Source organism: Primorskyibacter flagellatus (assembly GCF_014638275.1).
GTDB classification, from domain to species: domain Bacteria; phylum Pseudomonadota; class Alphaproteobacteria; order Rhodobacterales; family Rhodobacteraceae; genus Pseudooceanicola; species Pseudooceanicola flagellatus_A.
Genome location: NZ_BMFJ01000001.1, coordinates 1196051 through 1218432, shown reverse-complemented (window position 1 = coordinate 1218432; position 22382 = coordinate 1196051). Strand labels below are relative to the sequence as shown.

24 protein-coding genes are annotated in these 22382 nt (G+C 66.9%); 9 read left to right on the top strand and 15 right to left on the bottom strand.

The features are described from left to right. Window positions 1-79: 79 nt before the first annotated feature. Genes zwf through pgi form a run of 3 tightly spaced genes read left to right on the top strand, consistent with a single transcriptional unit; the run spans window position 80 to window position 3825 of the window. Entirely contained in the window at window positions 80-1537 is a 1458-nt protein-coding gene (zwf, locus tag IEV87_RS06005; protein WP_188476746.1) for a glucose-6-phosphate dehydrogenase, read from the top strand. Further along, window positions 1534-2205 carry a 6-phosphogluconolactonase gene (pgl, locus tag IEV87_RS06000; protein ID WP_188476745.1) on the top strand — a complete coding sequence of 224 codons (672 nt, stop codon included), beginning with the start codon at window positions 1534-1536 and terminating at the stop codon, window positions 2203-2205. Before zwf ends, pgl begins: the two co-directional genes overlap by 4 nt. An 18-nt stretch (window positions 2206-2223) precedes the next feature. Beyond that, a complete protein-coding gene (gene pgi, locus IEV87_RS05995) occupies window positions 2224-3825 on the top strand; it encodes a glucose-6-phosphate isomerase (protein WP_188476744.1) in 1602 nt (533 codons plus the stop codon). A gap of 154 nt (window positions 3826-3979) precedes the next feature. Here pgi and IEV87_RS05990 read toward each other — a convergent pair whose 3' ends face one another. The 3 genes from IEV87_RS05990 to eno all read right to left on the bottom strand — a co-directional run bounded on the left by IEV87_RS05990 (window position 3980) and on the right by eno (window position 6329). Then, entirely contained in the window at window positions 3980-4405 is a 426-nt protein-coding gene (locus IEV87_RS05990) for a cupin domain-containing protein (RefSeq protein WP_188476743.1), read from the bottom strand. Beyond that, the gene (locus tag IEV87_RS05985) at window positions 4402-4914 is read right to left on the bottom strand and encodes a GNAT family N-acetyltransferase (RefSeq protein ID WP_188476742.1); all 513 of its coding nucleotides are present in this window, start codon (window positions 4912-4914) and stop codon (window positions 4402-4404) included. Before IEV87_RS05985 ends, IEV87_RS05990 begins: the two co-directional genes overlap by 4 nt. Before the next feature lie 140 nt (window positions 4915-5054). After that, window positions 5055-6329, bottom strand: coding sequence for a phosphopyruvate hydratase (eno, locus tag IEV87_RS05980; RefSeq protein WP_188476741.1), 1275 nt, complete (start codon window positions 6327-6329; stop codon window positions 5055-5057). A gap of 314 nt (window positions 6330-6643) precedes the next feature. Between eno and IEV87_RS05975 the strand changes: the two genes are divergently transcribed. After that, on the top strand, window positions 6644-6946 hold the full coding sequence (locus IEV87_RS05975) for an ATP-dependent Clp protease adaptor ClpS (RefSeq protein WP_188476740.1): 303 nt from the start codon (window positions 6644-6646) through the stop codon (window positions 6944-6946). Here the strand turns inward: IEV87_RS05975 and IEV87_RS05970 are convergent, their stop codons facing one another. The 3 genes from IEV87_RS05970 to guaA form a co-directional block, all read right to left on the bottom strand. Then, window positions 6947-7366 (bottom strand): Fur family transcriptional regulator, encoded by a 420-nt coding sequence (locus tag IEV87_RS05970; RefSeq protein WP_188476739.1) that lies wholly within the window; start codon window positions 7364-7366, stop codon window positions 6947-6949. A gap of 80 nt (window positions 7367-7446) precedes the next feature. Then, window positions 7447-8211 (bottom strand): methyltransferase, encoded by a 765-nt coding sequence (locus IEV87_RS05965; RefSeq protein WP_188476738.1) that lies wholly within the window; start codon window positions 8209-8211, stop codon window positions 7447-7449. Further along, window positions 8202-9779 (bottom strand): glutamine-hydrolyzing GMP synthase, encoded by a 1578-nt coding sequence (gene guaA / locus IEV87_RS05960; RefSeq protein ID WP_188476737.1) that lies wholly within the window; start codon window positions 9777-9779, stop codon window positions 8202-8204. The genes IEV87_RS05965 and guaA overlap by 10 nt, the downstream gene beginning before the upstream one ends. 329 nt (window positions 9780-10108) lie before the next feature. Here guaA and IEV87_RS05955 point away from each other — a divergent pair, with 329 nt between their 5' ends. Continuing rightward, window positions 10109-11656: a trimethylamine methyltransferase family protein gene (locus IEV87_RS05955; protein ID WP_188476736.1), complete on the top strand. Its 1548-nt coding sequence runs from the start codon at window positions 10109-10111 to the stop codon at window positions 11654-11656. 29 nt (window positions 11657-11685) lie between these two features. Here the strand turns inward: IEV87_RS05955 and IEV87_RS05950 are convergent, their stop codons facing one another. Further along, window positions 11686-11976, bottom strand: coding sequence for a DUF6477 family protein (locus IEV87_RS05950; protein WP_188476735.1), 291 nt, complete (start codon window positions 11974-11976; stop codon window positions 11686-11688). Between the two features lie 242 nt (window positions 11977-12218). Here IEV87_RS05950 and IEV87_RS05945 point away from each other — a divergent pair, with 242 nt between their 5' ends. Next, complete coding sequence (locus tag IEV87_RS05945; RefSeq protein ID WP_188476734.1) at window positions 12219-13304, top strand: DUF6456 domain-containing protein; 1086 nt, start codon at window positions 12219-12221, stop codon at window positions 13302-13304. Here the strand turns inward: IEV87_RS05945 and IEV87_RS05940 are convergent. Further along, the gene (locus tag IEV87_RS05940) at window positions 13301-14032 is read right to left on the bottom strand and encodes a VIT1/CCC1 transporter family protein (protein ID WP_188476733.1); all 732 of its coding nucleotides are present in this window, start codon (window positions 14030-14032) and stop codon (window positions 13301-13303) included. The two genes, IEV87_RS05945 and IEV87_RS05940, sit on opposite strands and share 4 nt — an antisense overlap. Before the next feature lie 108 nt (window positions 14033-14140). Between IEV87_RS05940 and IEV87_RS05935 the strand changes: the two genes are divergently transcribed. Both IEV87_RS05935 and IEV87_RS05930 read left to right on the top strand, forming a co-directional pair. Further along, window positions 14141-15079 carry a LysR substrate-binding domain-containing protein gene (locus IEV87_RS05935; protein WP_188476732.1) on the top strand — a complete coding sequence of 313 codons (939 nt, stop codon included), beginning with the start codon at window positions 14141-14143 and terminating at the stop codon, window positions 15077-15079. A gap of 290 nt (window positions 15080-15369) precedes the next feature. Further along, the gene (locus tag IEV87_RS05930; RefSeq protein WP_188476731.1) at window positions 15370-15897 is read left to right on the top strand and encodes a dihydrofolate reductase family protein; all 528 of its coding nucleotides are present in this window, start codon (window positions 15370-15372) and stop codon (window positions 15895-15897) included. Window positions 15898-15987: 90 nt separating this feature from the next. Here the strand turns inward: IEV87_RS05930 and IEV87_RS05925 are convergent, their stop codons facing one another. Then, complete coding sequence (locus IEV87_RS05925; protein WP_188476730.1) at window positions 15988-16536, bottom strand: peroxiredoxin; 549 nt, start codon at window positions 16534-16536, stop codon at window positions 15988-15990. 257 nt (window positions 16537-16793) lie between these two features. On the opposite strand from IEV87_RS05925, the gene lipA reads away from it, so the two are divergent. Then, a complete protein-coding gene (gene lipA / locus IEV87_RS05920; RefSeq protein ID WP_188476729.1) occupies window positions 16794-17753 on the top strand; it encodes a lipoyl synthase in 960 nt (319 codons plus the stop codon). A gap of 196 nt (window positions 17754-17949) precedes the next feature. Here the strand turns inward: lipA and IEV87_RS05915 are convergent, their stop codons facing one another. The 6 genes from IEV87_RS05915 to hpt form a co-directional block, all read right to left on the bottom strand. Continuing rightward, entirely contained in the window at window positions 17950-18654 is a 705-nt protein-coding gene (locus IEV87_RS05915; RefSeq protein WP_188476728.1) for a tellurite resistance TerB family protein, read from the bottom strand. A 269-nt stretch (window positions 18655-18923) separates the two neighbouring features. Further along, complete coding sequence (locus tag IEV87_RS05910) at window positions 18924-20009, bottom strand: FAD-dependent oxidoreductase (RefSeq protein WP_188476727.1); 1086 nt, start codon at window positions 20007-20009, stop codon at window positions 18924-18926. Window positions 20010-20164: 155 nt separating this feature from the next. Beyond that, window positions 20165-21058 (bottom strand): c-type cytochrome, encoded by an 894-nt coding sequence (locus IEV87_RS05905; protein WP_188476726.1) that lies wholly within the window; start codon window positions 21056-21058, stop codon window positions 20165-20167. 30 nt (window positions 21059-21088) lie between these two features. After that, a complete protein-coding gene (locus IEV87_RS05900; protein ID WP_188476725.1) occupies window positions 21089-21562 on the bottom strand; it encodes a cytochrome c in 474 nt (157 codons plus the stop codon). A 66-nt stretch (window positions 21563-21628) separates the two neighbouring features. Then, on the bottom strand, window positions 21629-21817 hold the full coding sequence (locus IEV87_RS05895; protein WP_188476724.1) for a hypothetical protein: 189 nt from the start codon (window positions 21815-21817) through the stop codon (window positions 21629-21631). Next, entirely contained in the window at window positions 21814-22353 is a 540-nt protein-coding gene (gene hpt, locus IEV87_RS05890; RefSeq protein ID WP_188476723.1) for a hypoxanthine phosphoribosyltransferase, read from the bottom strand. The genes IEV87_RS05895 and hpt overlap by 4 nt, the downstream gene beginning before the upstream one ends. Window positions 22354-22382: the final 29 nt, after the last annotated feature.

Here is a 22382-nt window from a genome sequence, read left to right as displayed (position 1 = left end):
GTCTGGCGGCATTGTGAAATCGCGGACGAGCGTTATGTTAGCGCCCAAACTCGCGCGCCGTAAGGAAAGGATCGCCCGCATGGTCTCCCGCGTTATTCCGGTGGAACCCTTTGATCTAGTTGTCTTCGGCGGCACCGGCGACCTCGCCCGCCGCAAGATCCTGCCCGCACTGTTCCGCCGCTTCTGCTCCGGCCAGATGGAGGAGAATTCCCGCATCATCGGCGCCGCCCGCTCCGACCACAGCCAGGACGAATACCGCCAAATGGTGGCCGAGGCGATTGCCGAATTCAACACCACCAGCCATTGCGAGGCCGGCACGCTCGACGCCTTTCTCGACCGTATCGACTATGTCCACGTCGACGCGAAGGGGGAGGAGGGCTGGAAGACCCTCGCCGACCTGATGCAGCCCGGAAAGGTCCGCGCCTTCTACTTCTCCGTCGCGCCTTCGCTGTTCGGGGATCTCGCCGAACGCCTGCACACCCATGGCATGGCCGACAGCGACAGCCGGATCGTGGTTGAAAAGCCCTTCGGCCGGGATCTTGAAACCGCGAAGGCCCTGAACGACGTGCTGGCCCAGCATTTCCACGAAAGCCAGATCTACCGCATTGACCACTACCTCGGGAAGGAAACGGTGCAGAACCTCATGGCGGTCCGCTTCGGCAACATGCTGTTCGAACCGCTGTGGAATTCGCAATATGTCGACCACATCCAGATCACCGTCGCAGAAACCGTCGGTGTCGGGGGCAGGGGGGAGTATTACGACCGCTCCGGCGCCATGCGGGACATGGTGCAGAACCACCTGATGCAGCTGCTCTGCCTCATCGCGATGGAGCCGCCCGCCAAGTTCGATCCCGACGCCGTGCGCGACGAAAAGCTCAAGGTGATCCGCGCCCTGAACCCTGTCGAACCCGCCGACATCGTACGCGGCCAGTACGGGCCGGAAAAGCGCAACGGCCCTGACTATATTTCCGACGTCGAAAACCCCCGCGCGACCTCGGAAAGCTTCATCGCCCTGCGCGTCGGGATTTCCAACTGGAGATGGGCCGGAACCCCCTTCTACCTGCGCACCGGCAAGAAACTGAAGGCGCGTGCCTCGGAAATCGCCGTTGTGTTCAAGGAAACCCCGCATTCCATCTTCGGGCCCGAGGCCGGACGCCATCGCAACATTCTGACAATTCGGTTGCAGCCGAACGAAGGCATGGATCTCGACGTCACGATCAAGGAACCCGGGCCGGGGGGCATGCGCCTGATCGACGTCCCGCTCGACATGACCTTTGCCGACGCGCTCGGACCCGACGGGGAAGAGGTGCCGGACGCCTACGAGCGGCTCATCATGGACGTGATCCGCGGCAACCAGACGCTCTTCATGCGCGGCGACGAGGTAGAGGCCGCCTGGGCCTGGACCGACCCGATCATCGGCGGATGGGAAAGCCGCGGCGACAGGCCCGTGACCTACGAACCCGGCTCTTCGGGACCCGAGGACGCGCTGGCCCTGATCCACCGCGACGGACGCCGGTGGAGGGAGATAAGGTCTTGAACTGGAACACCTATCCAGACCGCGACCTGCTCGCCCTCGATCTCGCGGACACACTGGCATCGTCGTTGCGCAATGCCCTTGCGCGCAACGACCGTGTGAGCTTTGCCGTGCCCGGCGGCACCTCTCCGGGGCCGGTCTTCGATGCGCTCTCGACAGTGCATCTCGACTGGGACCGGGTCGACGTCATGCTGACCGACGAAAGATGGGTGCCGGAGACGAGCGAACGCTCCAACACCGCGCTGCTGCGCCGCACTCTCCTGACCGGCCCCGCCGCCGCCGCCACGCTGATCCCGCTGCGCGCCGACACGGCGACGCCCGAAGAAAGCCTCGACGCGCTCTCCGCCGCCATCGCCCCGCTGCTGCCGATCGACGTGCTGCTGGTCGGCATGGGCGCGGACATGCACACCGCCTCGCTCTTCCCCGGCGCCGACCGGCTTGAGGAGGCGCTGTCTTCCCACGCCCCCGTCCTGCTGCCGATGCGGGCCCCCGGTGCACCCGAACCCCGCGTGACCCTCACGGCCCCGGTGCTGCGCGGCGCGATGGACACGCATGTCGTCATCATGGGGGCCGAGAAGAAGGCCGCCATCGAACAGGCCCGGCACCTGACGCCGGCGGAGGCCCCGGTCTCCGTCCTGCTCGGCGACGCCACGATTCACTACGCAGACTGACCCGGACAGGAGAGCCCCATGTGGAGCGAGATCGAGAAACGCGGCGCCGCTGCGAAAAACCGGAACATCACCGAACTGTTCCAATCGGGTAACCGCGCGACGGAGTTCTCTGTCACTTTTGATGACATTCTGTTCGATTACTCCAAGACACAGATGACGGAGGAAGACCGCGCCGCGCTCCTCTCCCTCGCCGAAACCGCACAGGTCGCCGACCGCCGCGACGCCATGTTCGCCGGTGAGAAGATCAACGACACCGAAGGGCGCGCCGTCCTGCACACCGCGCTGCGCAACCTCTCCGGCACCTCCGTCATGGTGGAGGGTGAGGACGTCATGCCCGGCGTGCTCGACACGCTCACGAGGATGGAGACCTTCGCCGCCGCGATCCGCTCCGGCGACATCGCCGGGGCAGGGGGCGCCTATACCGATGTCGTCAACATCGGCATCGGCGGGTCGGACCTTGGCCCCGTCATGGCCCATGCCGCGCTTGCGCCCTGGTGCGACGGTCCGCGCGTGCACTACGTCTCCAACGTCGACGGCGCCCATATCCACGATACGCTGAAACACCTCGACCCGGCGACCACCCTCGTCATCGTCGCCTCCAAGACCTTCACCACCATCGAAACCATGACCAACGCCGAGACGGCAAAGACATGGATGGCCGGCAAGGTCACGGACCCCGCCGCCCAGTTCGCCGCGCTCTCCACCGCCGCCGACCTGACGGCAGAGTTCGGCATCGACCCCTCCCGCGTCTTCGGGTTCGCGGACTGGGTTGGCGGCCGTTACTCCGTCTGGGGTCCGATCGGTCTGTCGCTGATGATCGCCATCGGCCCCGACCATTTCCGCGACATGCTCTCGGGCGCCCACGCGATGGACATGCACTTCTGCGGCACGCCGCTCCCCGACAACATGCCGGTGATGCTGGCCCTGACGGGCATCTGGCACAACCAGGGGCTCGGCCACGCCACCCGCGCGGTCCTTCCCTACGACCAGCGCCTGCTGCGTCTGCCCGCCTACCTCCAGCAACTGGAAATGGAGAGCAACGGCAAATCCGTTTCCATGGACGGCGCCGCCCTGCCGGTCCACTCCGGCCCCGTGGTCTGGGGGGAACCCGGCACCAACGGCCAGCACGCCTTCTACCAGCTGATCCACCAGGGCACCCGCGTGATCCCCTGCGAATTCCTCGTTGCCGCGAAGGGCCATGAACCCGACCTCGCCCATCACCATGACCTGCTCGTCGCCAACTGCCTCGCTCAGTCCGAGGCGCTGATGCGCGGCCGCTCGCTGGAGGAAGCCACCGAAATCATGCGGAAAAAGGGTCTCACCGGGGCAGAACTCGACCGTCAGGCGCGCCACCGCGTCTTCCCCGGAAACCGTCCTTCCACCACGCTGATCTACCCGCAGCTGACCCCCCGGCGCCTTGGCCAGATCGTCGCGCTTTACGAACACCGCGTCTTTGTCGAGGGCGTGATCCTCGGCATAAACTCCTTCGACCAGTGGGGCGTGGAGCTTGGCAAGGAGCTCGCGAAATCCCTCGCCCCCGTGCTCGCAGGCACCGACGCCGGTGCGGACAAGGACCCGTCGACAATGGCGCTGGTCCACTACGTGCAGGGGCATCGGTAGAAGCCCGTCATCCTGGGCAGACCGTCATCCCAGCAAACCGTCATCCTCGGGCTTGACCCGAGGATCTCCCCGGCCCCAGACCCTTGGGTCAAGCCTGGGGACGACGCCGCCCGAAAGGCGCGACCCTCTCCCTCTCAGGGGCTGACAAAGCGCCTCATCCCTCGGGAATATCGAACCCCTCCGGCGCCAGTTCGAACCCCTCGAACCGGAAGCCCGGGGACACCGTGCAGCTGACCAGCGTCCAGTCCCCGGTCGGTTCCGCCGCCTGCCACCAGCCCTCCGGCACGATGCCCTGGGGACGCGCGCCTGCCGCCAGATCCGGCCCCAGCACATTCCGCGCCGCGGGTCCCGCCTCATGCTCCGCCAGCCGCAGCACCAGCGGTGCACCAGCATGAAAATGCCAGATCTCGGTCGCGTCGACCCGGTGCCAGTGGCTCCGCTCCCCCTCCGCCAGCAGGAAATAGATGCAGGTTCCCGCAGGCCGCCCCTCCGCGACCGCCTCGACCCACGTCTGCCGGTACCAGCCGCCCTCCGGATGCCGCGCGAGGCCAAGCAGGGCGATGATCTCACCGGCCGTCACAGCCGCACTCCGTAGAACCGCACGATGTCTCCGAACCCGTCCGGCACCGTGTAGAACGGTGCCCGCTCCGCAAACCCCAGCTTGCCGTACAAGGAAATCGCCTCCGTCAGATGCACCATCGTATCCAGCACCATCTCCCGATATCCGTCCCGCCGCGCCTGATCCATCGCCGCGCCGATGATCGCCCGGGCCGCGCCGTGCCCCCGCGCGGAGGATGCCGTGAAGACCCGCTTGATCTCGCAGGCGTCCGGCCCGACCCGATGCGTCATCCCGCAGGCCACGATCGCACCGTCAAGCACCGCGACAAGGATCACGCCATCGGGGCGCGCGTGTGTCTCGGGCAGCGCCTCCAGCAACCCCTCGTAGGCCGCCGCGTCGTAGTAATGGGCCAGAACCTCCGGCCGCGCCGCCAGTCGGTCCGCCAGCAGCGCGCGATAGTCCCGGCACAGCTGCCGCACCGCGTGCAGATCGGCCTCTCCCGCCGCCTCCCGGATCAACAGATCACCCATGCCGCCATTCTCCCGTACCGGCTCCGGAGAGCAATGAAAAAGCGCGGCCCCGATGACCGCGCTCTTCTTTGGTTTGACCAAATATCCCGGGGAGTCGCTGCAGGCGACGGGGCAGAGCCCCTCCGCCCCCGCCGAACGCGTCACCGCAGGATCGACGTCCCGGCGTACTCCGCAGCCTCGCCCAGCATCTCTTCGATCCGGATCAGCTGGTTGTACTTTGCCAGCCGGTCCGACCGCGCGAGCGATCCGGTCTTGATCTGCCCGCAGTTCGTCGCCACGGCGAGATCGGCGATGGTGCTGTCCTCGGTCTCGCCCGAACGATGCGACATCACGTTGGTGTACCGCGCCCGGTGCGCCATATCGACGGCCCGCAGGGTTTCGGTCAGCGATCCGATCTGGTTCACCTTGACCAGCATGGAGTTCGCCACGCCCTTGCCGATCCCCTCCGCCAGCCGTGCCGGGTTGGTCACGAACAGGTCGTCCCCGACCAGCTGCACCTTTCCACCCAGTTCCTCGGTCAGCAGCTTCCAGCCGTCCCAGTCATCCTCCGAACAGCCGTCCTCGATTGAGATGATCGGGTAATCGGCGCAGAGCGCCTTGAGATAGGCGACGTTTTCCGCCGCGCTCAGCGACTTGCCTTCGCCGGTCATCTCGTACTTGCCGCCCTTGAAATACTCCGTCGCCGCGCAGTCGAGCGCGAGGTGAATGTCTTCCCCCGGCTTGTACCCGGCCTTTTCGATGGCCTTCAGGATGAAATCCAGCGCCGCCCGCGCGCTCTGGATCTCCGGCGCGAAGCCGCCCTCATCGCCAAGCCCGGTGGACATGCCAGCCGCCGAAAGCTCCTTCTTCAGCGTGTGAAACACCTCCGACCCCATGCGCACGGCATCCCGGATGTTGCCCGCGCTGACCGGCATGATCATGAATTCCTGGATGTCGATCGGGTTGTCCGCATGCTCCCCGCCGTTGATGATGTTCATCATCGGCACCGGCAGCACCCGCGCCGAAGTCCCCCCGACATAGCGATAAAGCGGCTGCATGGTGAAATCCGCCGCCGCCTTTGCCGCGGCAAGGGAAACCCCGAGGATCGCGTTCGCGCCAAGCCGCCCCTTGTTGTCGGTCCCGTCCAGGTCGATCATCGCCATGTCGAGCCCGATCTGGTCCGTCGCCTCCATGCCAAGCAGCGCCTCCGCGATCTCGCCATTCACCGCGGCCACCGCTTCCAGCACGCCCTTGCCAAGGTAACGCCCCTTGTCGCCGTCCCGCTTCTCCACCGCCTCATAGGCCCCGGTCGAGGCCCCCGAAGGCACCGCGGCGCGCCCCATGGAGCCGTCTTCAAGCGTCACGTCGACCTCCACCGTCGGGTTGCCCCGGCTGTCGAGGATTTCGCGGGCGTGGATGTCGATGATCGTGCTCATGAGAGGGGGATCCTTTGGCGGAATGAGACTGTCACCGGGGCTTGTAAGGCCTTGCTTTGCTGATGGAAAGGCCCTTGCCGGACGTTTGCGCAAACACCCCTGAACCGGCAGGGGGCGCTGCCCCCCGGTCCCTGCGGGACTCCCCCCGGAGTATTTCGGGCAAGATGAAGGACCGGGCTTCATCTTGCCCGAAATACGCCCGCCGGAGGCGTCCGGGAGGGCGCCATGCGGCGAGACGCCTGGACAAGGGCACTTCGCGCTGGACCGCCACACGCACAGCGGCGATGCTCGGGACGTGACAGCGGGGCAGGGCGATGCTCGACACGATCACCGTGGAAAAGACCGAAACCAGGGTCCGGCCCAAGCGGCCGAGGCTCTGGAAGGTCATCCTCCTGAACGACGATTTCACTCCGCGCCGGTTCGTCGTTCGGGTGCTGATGGCCGTCTTCCGCATGACCGAGAGCGAGGCCGACGCCGTCATGCTGACCGCCCACATGAAGGGTGCCTGCGTTGTCGCGGTCTACACGCGGGAAGTGGCGGACCAGAAGGCGAAGCAGGGTACCGAACTGGGGCGCGACGCCGGGTTTCCCCTGACCTTCACGACCGAGAAGGAGTGATCAGCCGCCGTCCTTCTTCAGCGGCACGCCGTACAGCTCCAGCTTGTGACCAAGCAGCCGGTAGCCCAGCTTGGCGGCGATCTTTTCCTGCAGCGCCTCGATCTCCGCATCCACGAATTCGATGACCCGGCCCGAATCCATGTCGATCAGGTGGTCGTGATGGTCCCGCTCCGCGTCCTCGTAGCGCGCGCGCCCGTCTCCGAAATCAACCTTTTCGAGGATCCCGGCCTCCTCCAGCGTCTTCACCGTGCGATAGACGGTCGCGAGAGAGATGCCGGGGTCGCGCGCCACGGCCCGGGCGTGCAGTTCCTCAACATCCGGATGGTCCCGCGACATGTCCAGCACGGAGGCGATCACCCGCCGCTGGCTGGTCAGCCGCAGCCCGTTGGTTTCGCACCGGTCAAGAATGGAATCACGCAAACAACGGCCCGTCCGTTCCCTGTTATCCCCGCCGCGACAGTGCCAAGCGCGCGGGCCGAGGTCAAACCCGGCGGCGCGCCTCAGCGCAGGCGCAGCCCCTCGCTCAGATCCACCAGCCCGGTGCCGGACCAGTGCCCGAAGGCCGACAGATCCAGCTTGGGCGACGCGATGGAGCGCCAGAAATCCACCATGTTGACGAAGCGGATGTCGTCCAGCACCAGCACACGCCCCGGTTTCGGGGGCAACTGCGACAGGTGGTCGAGCATCACGTATTCGAACCGCCCGTCCTTGGGCGCGTCCATGAAGATCAGCCCCGCACGCTCCAGCAGGTCGCTGTGGGTGGCAAAGACCGCCGGATCGGACAGGTCGGCGAGGATCTGCACGATCCCGCCCCCGTCGAAATCCGCCGCGTCGAAATGCGTCGGCACCGGCATCCGGTCCCAGGGCACGATGTCGAAGGTATGCACCGTCCCGCCGGTCATGCCCGCGCGCAGCGCCAGCGTGCCCATGCCGGACCATGTGCCGATCTCGATCACCGTACCGCTCTGGTCCAGCCGCGCCAGCGCGGCAATCAGTCGGTAGTGCTCTCCGGGAAAGAGGTTGAGGTAATCGCTGTCCTGCAGTCCCGGCTTGCCAACGGAGAGGGGCGTTTCCCACGCGATCCGGATCGCCTCCGTGGCGAGGGAGATCAGGTGGTCATTGCACTCCTGGTCCTCTGCCGAATAGATCAGCGAGGCGCGCCGGTCCCGCATGTCGGGCCGGCCCAGCACATGCTTGGATAGTTCGGCATAAAGCCGCTGCGCAAGGCGGCGGCCCGGACCGGCGGCGCGCGGCGTCATTCCCATTCGATGGTTCCCGGCGGCTTGGAGGTGATGTCGTAGGTGACCCGGTTGATGCCTTCGACCTCGTTGATGATCCGCGTGGCGGTTTCGCCAAGGAAATCATGGGTAAACGGGTAGTAATCCGCGGTCATCCCGTCGACGGAAGTCACCGCCCGCAGCGCGCAGGCATAGTCATAGGTCCGCCCGTCGCCCATCACGCCCACGGTACGGACGGGAAGGATGGCGACGAAAGCCTGCCAGATCTCGTCATAGAGCCCGTGTTTGCGGATCTGGTCGATATAGACCGCATCCGCCTTGCGCAGGATCTCCAGCTTGGGGCGGGTGATCTCTCCGGGGCAGCGGATGGCAAGGCCGGGGCCGGGGAAGGGGTGGCGGCCGATGAACTGCTCGGGCAGGCCAAGCTCACGGCCAAGCGCGCGCACCTCGTCCTTGAACAGTTCGCGCAGCGGTTCGACCAGCTTCAGGCCCATCTTCTCGGGCAGGCCGCCGACATTGTGGTGCGACTTGATCGTGACCGAGGGGCCGCCGGAAAAGCTGACCGATTCAATCACATCCGGGTAAAGCGTCCCCTGGGCGAGGAATTCCGCGCCCTCGATCTCGTTCGCGTGCTTCTGGAACACGTCGATGAACAGCCGCCCGATGATCTTGCGCTTGGTCTCCGGGTCCGACACGCCGTCCAGTTCGCCGAGGAACAGGTCGCTCTCATCCGCATGGATCAGCGGGATGTTGTAGTTGTCGCGGAACATGGTGACGACCTCGTCCGCCTCGTTCAGCCGCAGCAGCCCGTGGTCGACGAAGACGCAGGTCAGCTGGTCGCCGATCGCCTCATGGATCAGCACCGCCGCGACCGAGGAATCGACCCCGCCCGACAGCCCGCAGATCACCTTGTGATCGCCAACCTGGTCGCGGATCCGGCGGATCGCCTCTTCCCGGTAGGCGCCCATGGTCCAGTCGCCGGTAAATCCGGCGAGCTTCACGAAATTCTCGTAGAGCGCCTTGCCATTCGGCGTGTGATGCACCTCCGGATGGAACTGCACGGCGTAGAAATGGCGCGACCGGTCGGCGGTGATGGCGAAGGGCGCGTGGGTCGAGGTGCCGAGAACCTCGAACCCGGGCGCGATGCGCGAGACATGGTCGCCATGGCTCATCCAGACCTGCTCGCGCCCCTCCGCGAACCAGCCCGACAGCAGGTCGTCCGTCTTGTCGGAGGGCACCACATAGGCCCGCCCGAACTCGGCCGTGCCGCCGCCGCCGGTGATCTTGCCGCCCTCGACCAGCCCGCCGAGGTCCTGCATCATCACCTGCTGCCCGTAGCAGATGCCGAGGATCGGCACGCCAAGGTCATAGACCGACCTGGGCGGCCGTGGCGATCCTTCGCGCGTGACCGAATCCGGCCCGCCGGAAAAGATCACGGCCTTGGGCGCGAATTCTGCCAGGAAAGCGTCGTTCACTGACTGGTAGGGGTGGATTTCGCAATAGACGTTCAGCTCCCGCAGGCGCCGCGCGATCAGCTGCGTCACCTGGCTGCCGAAGTCGATGATGAGAAGGCGGTCGTGCGAGGTCTCGGTCATGTCCGATCCTCTAGTCGCCGCCGCGCCCCTGCGCAAGCGCGATCACCCGGCCGAAGCCGGGCAGGGGGCCGTCTGCCCCCTCTGCCGCGAAACGCGGCATTCACCCCCGAGGATGTATCCGAAACCAAAGACTCCCCGTGCTCTTTGGTTTCGCAAATATCCTCGGGGGTCCGGGGGCAGACAGCCCCCGTCCGCGGGTCCCGCCCGCGCGGAACGCCCCATGGGGCGGATGTCGCTTTTTCACCTGACACGCCGGATTCAACGTGCGCTCCCCCGGTCAGGGGCGCTAAACCCGTATCCACTCGACACGAGGAAGGCGGGGGCATCCGATGAGCGATACGGCAGTTGCAGGGCGCAGGGGCAGATCCGGCGGCGGCGCGGCGCGGCGGGCCGAACGCACGGCCGTGCATATCGACAAGGCGCCCGCGATCACCCGCGCCATCCCGAACTTCGAACTGCTGAGCGAGGACGTTCTCGCGACGATCGAGGCCAATGCAGAAACCGTGCTGGAAGAGATCGGCGTGAACTTCGTCAACAACCCTGCCGCGCTCGACCGCTGGCGCGAGGCTGGGGCGGATGTGCAGGGCGAACGGGTGCATATCCCGCGCGGACTGGCCCGCAGGCTGTGCGAAACCGCGCCCTCCAGCTTCATCCAGCATGCCCGCAATCCGGCCAATTCGGTCGAGATCGGCGGCAAGGGGCTGGTGCTTGCCCCGGTCTATGGCCCGCCCTTCGTGCGCGACGCCGAGGGCGGCCGCCGATATGCGACGATGGAGGACTTCCGCACCTTCGTGAAGCTGGGCCATATGTCGAAATGGCTGCACCACTCCGGCGGCACCGTCTGCGAACCGACCGACGTGCCGGTGAACAAGCGCCACCTCGACATGATCCACGCGCACATGACCCTGACCGACAAGCCCTTCATGGGGTCTGTCACCGAACCCTCGCGGGCGCAGGACTCGGTCGACATGTGCAAGATCCTCTTCGGGGAGGAGTTCGCCACGACCAACACCGTGATGACCTCGCTCATCAACATCAACTCTCCGCTGACCTTCGACGACACGATGATGGGCGCGCTCGAGGTCTATGCCGCGAACATGCAGGCGACGATCATCAGCCCCTTCATCGTCGGCGGGGCCATGGCGCCGGTTTCGGTCATGGGCACCCTGACGCAGGTCCTGGCCGAAGTGCTGGCCGGCATCGCCTACGCCCAGCTTGTCCGGCCCGGCGCGCCGGTGATCTTCGGGGCCTTCGTGACCTCCATCGACATGAACTCCGGCGCCCCGACCTTCGGCACGCCCGAGGCGTCGCAGATCCTCTACGGCGCCGGCCAGCTGGCGCGGCGCATGAACCTGCCGTTCCGCTCCGGTGGCGGGCTCTGCGGGTCCAAGCTGCCGGATGCGCAGGCCGCCTATGAAACCGCGAACACGCTGAATGCCGCGCTGCTTGGCGGGGTGAACTTCATGCTGCACGCCTGCGGCTGGCTGGAAGGCGGGCTGGTGTCGTCCTTCGAGAAATTCGTGATGGACGCCGACCAGCTTGGCACGCTGCACAAGATGGCCGCCGGGGTGGCGGCGGACGAGAATGCGCAGGGAATGGACGCGATCCGCGAGGTCGGGCCGGGCGGGCACTACCTTGGCTGCGCCCACACCCAGGCCAATTTCAAGACCGCGTTCTGGAAGTCCGACCTGCTGGACTACAAGCCGTTCGAGACCTGGGACGAGGAGGGCGCGCGCGACACCCAGACGCTCGCCTCCGCCCGTGTCGCGAAGCTGCTTGAGCAGTACCGCGCTCCCGATCTCGACCCCGCGATCGCGGAGGCGCTGGCCGCTTTCGTCGCCGGGCGCAAGGCCGCGATGCCCGACGCCTTCATGTAAGCGGGCTTGCACGGTGACATGACAGGCGCTCACCGGACCTGCGCGTCCCGCGTGCGCAGGCTGTCTGCCTCGGCCATCAGGGCGGTCAGCACGCTGAGGTGGCGCAGCGGCGCATAGCCCGTGGCGGCGGCGCGGCGGCTGTCGTCCATCTCCGCCTCCATCTCCATCAAGGACATGACCGCTGCACCGGGACGCGCCGGGTGGCCGAGCAGGCCGGGCAGGTCCCGCCTGCGGTCATAGCGGGGAAGGCCAAGCCGGGCGGCTTCAACCAGAATGCGGGGGCGGTTCAGTTGGGCCAGACGGCCGGCGACATCGTGCATGTCAGTCTCCTCGACGTTTTGAGGTGCGCAGAATGACACAGCCCGGGGTTGTGTTGCGCAAACAGGCGCCAGAGAGATCTGTGGTCCCAGCTTTCGTTAACTATTTGGAAGGATGCTCCTCACACTTGGTTAACTGTTAACGCATCAGAAACTATTAACGGTTCATGCTGTGGATGGTTTTGGGGAAAACTCCGCAGGGTGTGCGGGGTTCGGGTAACTTGCGATGCAAGAGGAGCGTAGTGATGACACATGCAAACCACGGCCAGCTTGAACCGCTGCCGGACTGGGTTCCGGAGCCGGTCAGGCATTATATTGCACATACCGAGAAGGGGGAAAGCCTGCGGGCCCTGGCCCGGGACGAAGGCTGCCACGCCTCCACCATGCTGCGTCAGATCCGGCAGGTCGAAGGCGCGCGTGACGACCTGTTGATCGACGAGGCGCTTGAGCGGCTTCGGAAGGACGCGGGGGACATTGATCCGGATTCCGAAACAACCGAACCGCGCCGTCGCCCCTTCACCCTCGCCGATATCCAGGTGCCGGTGAACGAGATCGCGAAAGAGGCGCTCCCGGCACTCAGGCGGCTCGCCCAGCCCGGTGCGGTGCTGGCGGTTTCGGCAGAGATGGATCGCGCTGTGATTGTGCGCAAGGGAGAGGGGGAGGAGACCCACAGGCTCGGCGTGGTCGAACGGCACGTCGCGCAGGCGCTGGCCCTGAACGGGTGGATCGCCTGCGTGTCGGGCGGGCCGCTGTCGCGTTACGCGATCTCGACCTTCGGGCGCACCATTCTCAGCACCCTCACCGCGCGGGCGGAGAACCGCGCCGGCGGGTTCGACGAAAGCCCCGCCCGGTTCCGCGCCGCGCCGCAGCCGACCCGCGCCGTGAAGCCGCGCGGCGGCTACTGCGACACGCCGGTGATCGCCCTGGCCCGCCGCCGCGACCGGGACGGAGGCCCCTTTCTGCCGCCCGATCTCGTCCGCACCGCCGAGCGCATCCAGGAGGATTTCGAGCTCGCCCATATGGAACCGCGCCAGGCCACCAACTGGGACGACTACCTCACCGCGGGCACCAGCGGACCGGGACGAACGCCGGAGGCTCCGCTGCGCGGTGCGGCGGCGGCGCGGGACAGGGTCAGCCAGGCGCTGCGGGCGCTTGGCCCCGGTCTGGGCGACGTGGTGCTGGAATGCTGCTGCCGCCTGAACGGACTGGAATCGGCGGAACGCAAGCTCGGCTGGTCGGCGCGTTCGGGCAAGATCGTGCTGCGCATCGCGCTTCAGCGGCTCAGGCAACATTACGACGGGCTGAAGGACGGCGGCGGGCTGATCGGTTAGCCGCCGACGAGCCACCCGACGAGATAGGCCACCGCAGCACAGGACGCCCCGAGCGCGACGGTTTCGCCGACCGTGCGCAGCATCCGTTCCGCCGTCGCGTGCCAGCGCAGCAGGCCAAGCGCCGTCAGGGCCGAGAAGGTCGCGATGACGGACAGCACGAAGGTCTGCTGCGAGGGGTCGAACAGGAAGTAGGGCACCAGCGGCACCGCGCCGAAGATCACGAAGCTTCCGAAGGTGAACAGCCCGTTGACCGCCGGGCTGTCCTCTGCCGGGTCGTGCATGCCGAATTCGTAGGTCATCATGAGGTCGGCCATCATCTCGGGGTGGCGCAGCAGGATGTCGGTGACCTTGTCCGCCTCGCCCGGGGGCAGGCCGCGCTGGCAGAGGATGGTGAACAGCTCTGCCCGTTCCTGCTCCGGATCCCCGGCGATGGCCTGAAGCTCCATCTCGCGGCGGTTGTGGTAGAGGTCGTTCTGCGCCCGTCCCGACAGGAATTCGCCCAGTCCCATGCTGACCGCGTCGGCAAACAGGTTCGCCAGCCCGAAGACCAGCACCGCCAGACCGCCGATCTGCGCCACCCCGTCCGCCCGCGCACCGGCGAAGCCGGCCACGATGGCAAAGGTGGTGACGATCCCGTCATTGCCGCCGTAGACGATCTGCTTCAGGAATTCCTGAAGCCGCCCGAGGCCATGCGCCTTGCGCCGGTGCTGTGTCCAGTCGATGCTCATCGCCGCTCCGTCGTTTCCGCAACCAATGGCCCAGGACGTCCCCGACCGCAAGTTGCCGGTCCCATAAGGCAGGCTTGCGGATGCCCCGGCTTCGGATAGGATCCGCTTATGAACATCACCCTCCGACAACTGTCCTATTTCAAGGCCCTTGCCGATACCGGCGGGTTTGGCCGTGCCGCCGACATCTGCCGTGTCTCACAGCCCGCGCTGTCCATGCAGATCCGGGAGCTTGAGGCGATGCTGGGTGCGCCGCTGGTCGAACGGAAGGCGCGCACCGTGGTGCTGACCCCTTTCGGGCGGCGCATACTACATCATGCCGAACGGGTGCTGGGTGAAATGCACCGGCTGGAGGAATCCGCCCGCTGGCGCGACGGTCTGGCGGGGCGGCTGGCGCTTGGCGTGATTCCGACCGTGGCGCCCTACCTGCTGCCCGATCTGCTGGCCCGGCTGCGCGCGGCCGACATCGCGCTGGACGTGCAGGTGCAGGAGGGCAAGACGGCACGGCTGCTGGCCGACCTTGCCGCCGGACGGCTGGACGCGGCGATCCTCGCACTGCCTTCGGGCGGGGAGGGTCTGGTGGAACTGCCGCTGTTCGACGACCGCTTTCTGCTGGCGGGCACACCGGGGCGCATCGCGACGCTCGGCTCGCGCGCCGAGAGCCTGCGCCCGACGGAGATCGGGCCGGCAGAACTGCTGCTGCTCGAGGACGGGCACTGCCTGACGGATCAGGCGCTGGAGGTCTGCGGACGGGGCAGGGGCCATGCGCAGATCAACATGGGCGCCTCCTCGCTCGCCACCCTGTCGCGGCTGGTGGCGGCGGGCTTCGGCCTGACCCTGATGCCGGAGATCGCCCTGCCGGTGGAGGGGCGCGACCTGACCCTGCTGCGCTTCGCCGATCCGGAGCCGTTCCGGACCATCGGACTGGTCCGCCGGACGTCTTCCCCGGACGGCGGATGGTTCGAGATCCTCGGAGAGGTGGCGCAGCAGTCGGGGAGGGCGGTTCTGGAGAAGGTGGCCGGGCTGGTGCGCAAAGTTTCAGGAAGGTGATGGAGTGGTTGGGTTTTGTGTATCCATTTCGGTTAATTGTATTCAAATTCCGACATTGTGGTGTGAGAGATCGCCTGCCGCGCTTTCGTCATCCTCGGACTTGATCCGAGGATCTCGTGCCGGGGAGATCCTCCGGTCAAGCCGGAGGATGACGATTGCCGGAGGCGGAGAGCGGCGGTCCGGCTTCCCTCCGAACAGCCCGCGAACACCCCCCCCGACCTGTCGTCATGACCATTGCCCCGTCCCCCGCGCCGGTGTAGCGCAATGGCGTCATCAGGAGGGAGCCGCGCATGACCACGGGCCACGTCTATATCGCCACCAGCCTCGACGGCTTCATCGCGCGCCCTGACGGCAGCATCGACTGGCTGACCCCGTTCGGGGAGGGCGAGGATGACCTCGGCTACGCGGACTTCATGGCCGACAAGCAGGCGATCTTCATGGGGCGCGGCACCTATGAGACCGTGCTGACCTTCGGCGCCTGGCCCTATACGCTGCCCGTGCTGGTGCTGTCGCGCAGTCTGACCTCCCTGCCCGATACGCTGGAAGGCATGGCCGAGGTCGCCGACCTGTCGCCTCTCGCAGCGATGCGGATGTGCACCGCGCGGGGCTGGGACCGGGTCTATGTCGACGGCGGTGCGCTGGTGCAGAGCTTTCTGCGCGCCGGCCTGATCGCGGACATGATCGTCACCCGCGTGCCGGTGCTGCTGGGACAGGGGCGGCCGCTGTTCGGCCCGCTGAAGAAGGACATCGTCCTGACCCATGAAGAAACGCGGAGCCTGCCGAGGGGGCTGGTCCAGTCGCGCTATTCCATCGCGTGATGCGTGAGCCCGCCCGGACGCACCGCCCGGGAATGACGAAGGCCGGTCCCTTTCGGAACCGGCCCCGTCAGAAACGCGTGTGCCGAGGGATCAGGCCGCCGCGCCCTTTGCCGCATCTTCGAGATAGGCGAGCAGCGTCTCGGGAGAGCTTTCGCCGTAAGGGTCTTCGCCGTGGTTGTCCGCGATGCCGGGCTCCTCGAACCAGGCCTCGACCACGCCGTTGTCGATGATCGCCGCATAGCGCCAGGACCGCAGCCCGAAGCCGAGGTTGTCCTTGCGCACCAGCATGCCGACGCGGCGGGTGAACTCTCCGGAGCCATCGGGAATGACGATCACGTTCTCGATCCCCTGCGCCTTGGCCCACTGGTTCATCACGAAGGAGTCGTTCACCGACATGCAGTAGATCGCATCGACACCAAGCGCCTGGAAGGCCGCGAAGTTGTTTTCGAACCCCGGCAGCTGGTAGGTGGAGCAGGTCGGCGTGAAGGCACCGGGCAGGGAGAACAGGATCGCCCGCTTGCCCGCGAAATAGTCCGCCGTGGTCATGTCCTGCCAGCGGTACGGGTTCGGGCCGCCGACAGCTTCGTCGCGGACGCGGGTGCGGAAGGTGACGTCGGGAAGTTTCTGACCGGCTTGCACGGGACCCTCTCTCTGCGGAATTCGCGCTGTCGTTAGAATGATTCCGAAGCGGGGCTCAAGGGGGATTCTGCGCTGCGGCATGCGAATTTCATCAGCCTGTCATGGAGTTGGCCGTGTTTTGTGCAGCCGCGGCAGGCGCGTTGCGCGCCGCGCATGGCGGCCCTGCACCCCGTGCCGGGACTGGCATTTCGTGTACCGAGCGACTACAGTCTGGGAAGGTCCGGACGAGGAGCCGGACCGCGAGTGAAGGCCAGACCATGCGCGATCTCAAGATCCCCGAACAGCGTCACCCCGAAAAGGCGAAGAAGCCGGACAATCCGCAGCCGAAGAAACCGGACTGGATCCGGGTCAAGGCGCCGACCTCCAAGGGCTATTTCCAGACCCGCGAGATCATGCGCGAACACCGCCTGTCGACCGTCTGCGAAGAGGCGGGATGCCCGAACGTCGGCGAATGCTGGTCCCAGGGCCACGCCACCATGATGATCATGGGCGAGGTCTGTACCCGCGCCTGCACCTTCTGCAACATCGCCACCGGCAAGCCGCCCGAGGCGCTGGACGTCTTCGAACCCGGCCGCGTCGCCGATGCGGTGGCCAAGCTGGGGCTGAACCACGTGGTCATCACCTCCGTCGACCGCGACGACGTGGCCGATGGCGGGGCGGAGCATTTCGCCCAGACCATCCGCGCCATCCGACACCGCGCCCCCGGCACCACGATCGAGATCCTGACGCCCGACTTCATCCGTGCCACGCCGGACGCGCTCGAGGTGGTCGTCGCGGCGAAACCGGACGTCTTCAACCACAACCTCGAGACCGTGCCCGGACTTTATCCCGAGGTCCGCCCCGGTGCGCGCTACTTCCATTCGCTGCGGCTGTTGCAGCGGGTGAAGGAGCTGGACCCCACGATGTTCACCAAGTCCGGCATCATGGTCGGTCTGGGGGAGGATCGGCAGGCCGTGGTGCAGGTGATGGAGGACATGCGGGCCGCGGACATCGATTTTCTGACCATCGGGCAGTACCTCCAGCCGACGCCGAAGCACCACAAGGTCGACCGTTTCGTCACGCCCGATGAATTCGCGAGCTACGAGAAGACGGCGTACAACAAGGGGTTCCTGATGGTCTCTGCCACGCCCCTGACGCGGTCGTCCTATCACGCGGGCGACGATTTCGCGCGGCTCCGGGAGAACCGGCTGCGCAAACTGGGGCGCATCGGGGCGTGATGCGGGGAGGTGGCGGGCTGAAGCCCGCCCTGCGCCCGGTTCGGCAGTCCGTCGTGGGTCTGCAGGGCGGGCTTCAGCCCGCCACCACCCCGACATTACTCTCGCCCCAACCTTCAGGCGTGCCGCCAGAATGGGGCGCTCGACCCGCCCCGCGCCGTCCGTCCCGCAGGGCGGGTGCGCTCCGCCTCCGCCCGGATCAGGCCCGGCTTTCGACGCTCCGCCGCGCCGCCGCGGCCTCGTGGTCCAGATGCCCGCGCAGCCCCGCGTCGAGCGACAGGTTCCGCGCGAGATCGTCGAGGTAACGCACCTCCTCCGGTGTGTCCGGGTCCACGGCCAGCGCGGAGACGAGGTAGATCTCGGCCCCCTGTTCGCCGGTCCGGGCCAGCCGCGCGGTCGCCGCCGCGTCGGAGGGGGCGGAGAAGCTGTCGAAGAGCGCCGCCTTTTCCTCAGTGCCAAGGCCCATTTCCTCGATCTGCGCGCGGATGCGGGTGTGTTCGTCGGCGTCGATATGGTTGTCGGACTTCGCAGCAGAGATCATCGCGCGCATCAGCGCCAGCCGGAAGTCGCGTCCGCCCGAGTCCTGCTCCGTTTCAACGTCAAAGCCGCTATCCGCCGGCGGGCGGGGCAGGACGAGCGGGTCGGGTTCCTGCCCCGAGGGGGTGTTGGTCTGCCAGTCGCGATAGGCCTTGTAGGCCAGCCCGCCGACCACGGCGAGCCCGCCGTATTTCAGCGCCTTGCCGCCCATCTTCCGGCCCTTCTTGGTGCCGAGCAGCAGCGCCGCGAGTCCACCCGCCGCCGCCCCGCCAAGCATGCCGTCGGGAAGCCCGCCCTTGCCCTTGCCGGGCTTGCCCGAACCGCCCTGGGACCCGAGGAAACTGTTCAGCAGACCGTTGACGTCCATTCTTCACCCTTTCGTGTGTTGTTCGGGTCCGAGGTGGGGGCGGGGGGCGGGGCGTTCAACGGGGCGGGGCCTGACAGGCGCGTGATCGGGGCGAGGGTGGTGCGTCGGTGGGTTTTTAATCCACCACCGAACCACCTCCGTCCCGTGCACAGGTCATCCTCGGGCTTGACCCGAGGACCTCCTGTCACCTGTCGCGCCGTCCAACCGGACCGGAGAGATCCTCGGGTCGAGCCCGAGGATGACGGATCGCGGGAGCGTCGCCGCGATGCTCACCCCGCCAGCAACTGATGCACCACGGCACGCTGCGCGGCCGGGGTGTGGTCGATCACCGCGACGGCGGCGAGAAAGGCGGCCTTGGCGGCGCCGGTGCTCTGCATCATGCGGCGGGCGCGTTCGCTGACCTGGATGGCGTGCTGGCCTTCGGGGCGGCGGGCGGCTTCGTAGCCGTCCTGCGTGCCCTGCATGATCCGCTCTGCCAGATCGCAGGCGTCGGCGATGCCGAGGTTCATCCCCCGTCCGCCGACCGGCGAGTGTGCATGCGCCGCATCCCCGGCCAGGAACACCGGACCCTTTCCGTAGCTTTCGGCCTGCCGCACCTGAATGACGAATTCCGACTCCCGGATCACCTTGTCGGCCACGAGCGTAACAGGAAGCGCCGCCAGTGCCTCCCGCTGGCTGGAGATCACCCGGTAGCGCTGCGGCGCCATCGGCACCACGACCGCGACATGGCCATGCGGCAGCAGGTAGCCGCTGAACCGGTCAGGATGCGGCCAGGAGGCGGAGATCACGTCGGCGATGGACCAGTGCCCCGGCAGGTCGCGCCCCTCAAAATGAATGCCGAGGGTGGCGCGCACCCGGCTGTGAACCCCGTCCGCACCGATCAGGAAGCGTGACTCAACCTTGATGTGATCGCCGAAATTCGCCTCCACATGGTCGGCGCGGATGTGCAGGTTGGACAGGCAGCGGAAATATTCGACCTCCACCCCGTAACGGCGCAGTGCCTCGATCAGGTGCTCTTCGGTCCGGTTCTGCGGCAGTGCGTGGAGGGAGGAGCGGTCGTCGAAGTTCAGCGGGATCGACAGCACCGGTTCCGCCCCGTTGTGCATGGTCATGCCGGAAAACCGGATCGCCTCCGCCCCGATCGCGGGACCCGCGCCGCAGGGCGCAAGGAGGGAGAGCGAGCCCGGCGTGATGCCAACCGCGCGTGACAGTCCCGATGGCCCGTCCCGCTTTTCGAAGATCCGTACCGTCGCGCCGCGTCGCGCCAGTTCCACCGCCGCCGTCAGCCCCGTGGGACCGGCCCCGATCACCGTCACGGTGACCGGCGCGGCATTGCCTGTTGCGACTCCGGACATGTTTCCTCCCGCCCTTTCGCCGTGCTCTGGCGACGATGTTGGGGCAGGCGTGCGAAGTCACGCAAGGTTTTGTGCGACGCGGCCCGATTCAACCGTGGGGCGTGGCGCGGCTGCATCGGCTGCACCTGCGGCAATTTCCGCCCGAAAAGGACCGGTCAGGGCAGGGCGGGCAGGCTTTTGAGATAGGCGGCGATGGCGGCCGCGTCCTCCTCCGGCAGGTTGGCGAGGTTCTGCACGACCTCGGCCATTTCTCCGCCCGCGCTGTCGAACTCCGGCGTGAAACCGGTCTGGAGATAGCTGGCGATATCGCTTTCCGACCAGTCCAATCCGCCCGGCGTGATGTTCGGGACCTGACCCTTACCGTCCGGGGACGGCGCGCCCGCCAGCCAGCGCGACTTGTCCAGCCCGCCAAGCGCATTGCGCGGCGTGTGGCATTCGGAGCAGTGGCCGAGGGATTCGGCCAGGTACCGTCCGCGTTCCACCGTCGCGTCGGGTGCATCCATCACCCAGCCTTCGCGGAAGAACAGCAGTTTCCACCCGCCGAGCAGGCGGCGGACGGAGAAGGGGAAGCCGACCTCGTGCGGCATGTTCGCCGTGTCCGAGGCAGGCAGCGTCACGAGAAAGGCGTAGAGATCCGCGATGTCCTGCGGATCGGCGCGCACGTAAGAAGTATAGGGGAAGGCCGGATAGTAGTGCGCGCCGTCGGGCGACACGCCCTTCATCATCGCATTGCCCAGATCTGCCACGCTCCACCCGCCGATGCCGGCCTCGGACGGCGTGATGTTGGGGGCGTGGAAGGTGCCGAAGTCCGACGGGAAGGCACGGCCGCCCGACAGGACCAGCCGCTCCTCTCCCTCCGCGCCCGGTGCGGCGTGGCAGGAGGCGCAGCCGCCCGCCCAGAAGGCCTGCTCTCCGGCCTCCGCATCGCCCGTCAGGCTGGTGAACACATCGTCGGAGAGGGGGCGGGGCGCGGTCAGCACCCAGAAGGCCGCGCCGCCGATCAGCGACAGCAGGACGAGAAGGGCCAGCACCCTGAGAAATGTGTACATGGCCCTTCTCCGTTTTTCGCCTGTCGCGGATCAGTTAGACGCGCGGTAGGCCTTGTGGCAACCGCCGCAGGCGCCGCCAAGCGCGCCCATGGCCCCCTGCAGCGACGCGAGGTCCGTCCCTGCGGCCGATTCCATCGCCATGGCGGCGTCGGACATCGCGGCAGAGGCCTTCACGATTCCCTCCATGTCCTCCCAGATCGCGGGCAGCGCCTTGGTGCCCTCGGCGGAGGCATTGTCCGAGCCCTTGGGCCAGTAGGCCATCTGGTTCTGTGTCGACAGCTTGACGAGGTTCCCCGCCGCCGCCGTCGCCGCATCGGCGTTGTATTCCGCGTCCCCCTTGGCCATCGCGCCAAGAATGCCGAGGTTGAAGGCGTACAGCTGCATCGTGGCCTGGCGCGCCTTGATCGCGCCCTGGATCGCCTTGGCGTCCATGTGGCTTTCTGCCTGCGCCGCACCGGCAAGGCAAAGACCAGCGGCCAGCAGGCCGGAGAGAAGTTTGGTCATAGTTGGCTCCATGAGAAAAGACAGTCGCAGGTGGACGTTAGCAACGGGTCATGTGTCACGGGCTGACTATTTCGTGATGAGACGTGTGCCGCCCGCACGGTCGGGCGCCAGCCAGTCGGGAAAGCCGAACAGCTTCTCCGCCCCGACGACGGCGAAACAGAGCAGGGCGACAACCAGCATCACCTTGAGCTGCGTCATCGATCCGCCGCCGCGCCGGGCGATCCGGGACAGTCGGAGCAGCTGGCGCGGGTTCATGTGAAGCGCACCTTGCCGATGAAGGGCAGGTTGCGGTTGCACTGGGCATAATCGATGCCGTAGCCGACGACGAATTCATCTGGGATTTCGAACCCGATGTAGTCGGCGCGGAAATCGACCTCCCGGCGGGAAGGCTTGTCGAGAAGTGCGATGGTTTTCAGCCGCTTGGGTTCACGCGCCCTGAGCAGGTGCATGACGTGGTTCAGCGTGTGGCCGGTGTCGACGATGTCCTCGACCACCAGAACGTTGCGGCCCGCGATCTCTCCGCGCAGGTCCTTGAGGATGCGCACCTCGCGCGAGGACTCCATGGCGTTGCCGTAGGAGGACGCCTCAAGGAAATCGACCTCCACGTCGCGGTCGCGCAGTTCCCGCACAAGATCGGCGATGAACACGAAGGACCCGCGGAGCAGGCCGACGACCACCAGCCGTTCGTCGGCCGGAAAGTCGGACTTGATCCTGTCGGTCAGCTCCTCGATCCGGGCGGCGATTGCCTTGGCCGAGATCATCTGGTCGATGACATATGGACGCGCGGACATGGTTCTTCCTTGCAACTGCGCGCCCACCA

What these genes read in the sequence shown, in the direction of transcription:
- zwf (WP_188476746.1), top strand. Translation starts at nt 80, where the DNA reads ATGGTCTCCCGCGTTATTCCGGTGGAACCCTTTGATCTAGTTGTCTTC.
- pgi (WP_188476744.1), top strand. Translation starts at nt 2,224, where the DNA reads ATGTGGAGCGAGATCGAGAAACGCGGCGCCGCTGCGAAAAACCGGAAC.
- IEV87_RS05985 (WP_188476742.1), bottom strand. Translation starts at nt 4,914, where the DNA reads ATGGGTGATCTGTTGATCCGGGAGGCGGCGGGAGAGGCCGATCTGCAC.
- eno (WP_188476741.1), bottom strand. Translation starts at nt 6,329, where the DNA reads ATGAGCACGATCATCGACATCCACGCCCGCGAAATCCTCGACAGCCGG.
- IEV87_RS05975 (WP_188476740.1), top strand. Translation starts at nt 6,644, where the DNA reads ATGCTCGACACGATCACCGTGGAAAAGACCGAAACCAGGGTCCGGCCC.
- IEV87_RS05965 (WP_188476738.1), bottom strand. Translation starts at nt 8,211, where the DNA reads ATGGGAATGACGCCGCGCGCCGCCGGTCCGGGCCGCCGCCTTGCGCAG.
- guaA (WP_188476737.1), bottom strand. Translation starts at nt 9,779, where the DNA reads ATGACCGAGACCTCGCACGACCGCCTTCTCATCATCGACTTCGGCAGC.
- IEV87_RS05955 (WP_188476736.1), top strand. Translation starts at nt 10,109, where the DNA reads ATGAGCGATACGGCAGTTGCAGGGCGCAGGGGCAGATCCGGCGGCGGC.
- IEV87_RS05950 (WP_188476735.1), bottom strand. Translation starts at nt 11,976, where the DNA reads ATGCACGATGTCGCCGGCCGTCTGGCCCAACTGAACCGCCCCCGCATT.
- IEV87_RS05945 (WP_188476734.1), top strand. Translation starts at nt 12,219, where the DNA reads ATGACACATGCAAACCACGGCCAGCTTGAACCGCTGCCGGACTGGGTT.
- IEV87_RS05940 (WP_188476733.1), bottom strand. Translation starts at nt 14,032, where the DNA reads ATGAGCATCGACTGGACACAGCACCGGCGCAAGGCGCATGGCCTCGGG.
- IEV87_RS05935 (WP_188476732.1), top strand. Translation starts at nt 14,141, where the DNA reads ATGAACATCACCCTCCGACAACTGTCCTATTTCAAGGCCCTTGCCGAT.
- IEV87_RS05930 (WP_188476731.1), top strand. Translation starts at nt 15,370, where the DNA reads ATGACCACGGGCCACGTCTATATCGCCACCAGCCTCGACGGCTTCATC.
- lipA (WP_188476729.1), top strand. Translation starts at nt 16,794, where the DNA reads ATGCGCGATCTCAAGATCCCCGAACAGCGTCACCCCGAAAAGGCGAAG.
- IEV87_RS05915 (WP_188476728.1), bottom strand. Translation starts at nt 18,654, where the DNA reads ATGGACGTCAACGGTCTGCTGAACAGTTTCCTCGGGTCCCAGGGCGGT.
- IEV87_RS05910 (WP_188476727.1), bottom strand. Translation starts at nt 20,009, where the DNA reads ATGTCCGGAGTCGCAACAGGCAATGCCGCGCCGGTCACCGTGACGGTG.
- IEV87_RS05905 (WP_188476726.1), bottom strand. Translation starts at nt 21,058, where the DNA reads ATGTACACATTTCTCAGGGTGCTGGCCCTTCTCGTCCTGCTGTCGCTG.
- IEV87_RS05900 (WP_188476725.1), bottom strand. Translation starts at nt 21,562, where the DNA reads ATGACCAAACTTCTCTCCGGCCTGCTGGCCGCTGGTCTTTGCCTTGCC.
- IEV87_RS05895 (WP_188476724.1), bottom strand. Translation starts at nt 21,817, where the DNA reads ATGAACCCGCGCCAGCTGCTCCGACTGTCCCGGATCGCCCGGCGCGGC.
- hpt (WP_188476723.1), bottom strand. Translation starts at nt 22,353, where the DNA reads ATGTCCGCGCGTCCATATGTCATCGACCAGATGATCTCGGCCAAGGCA.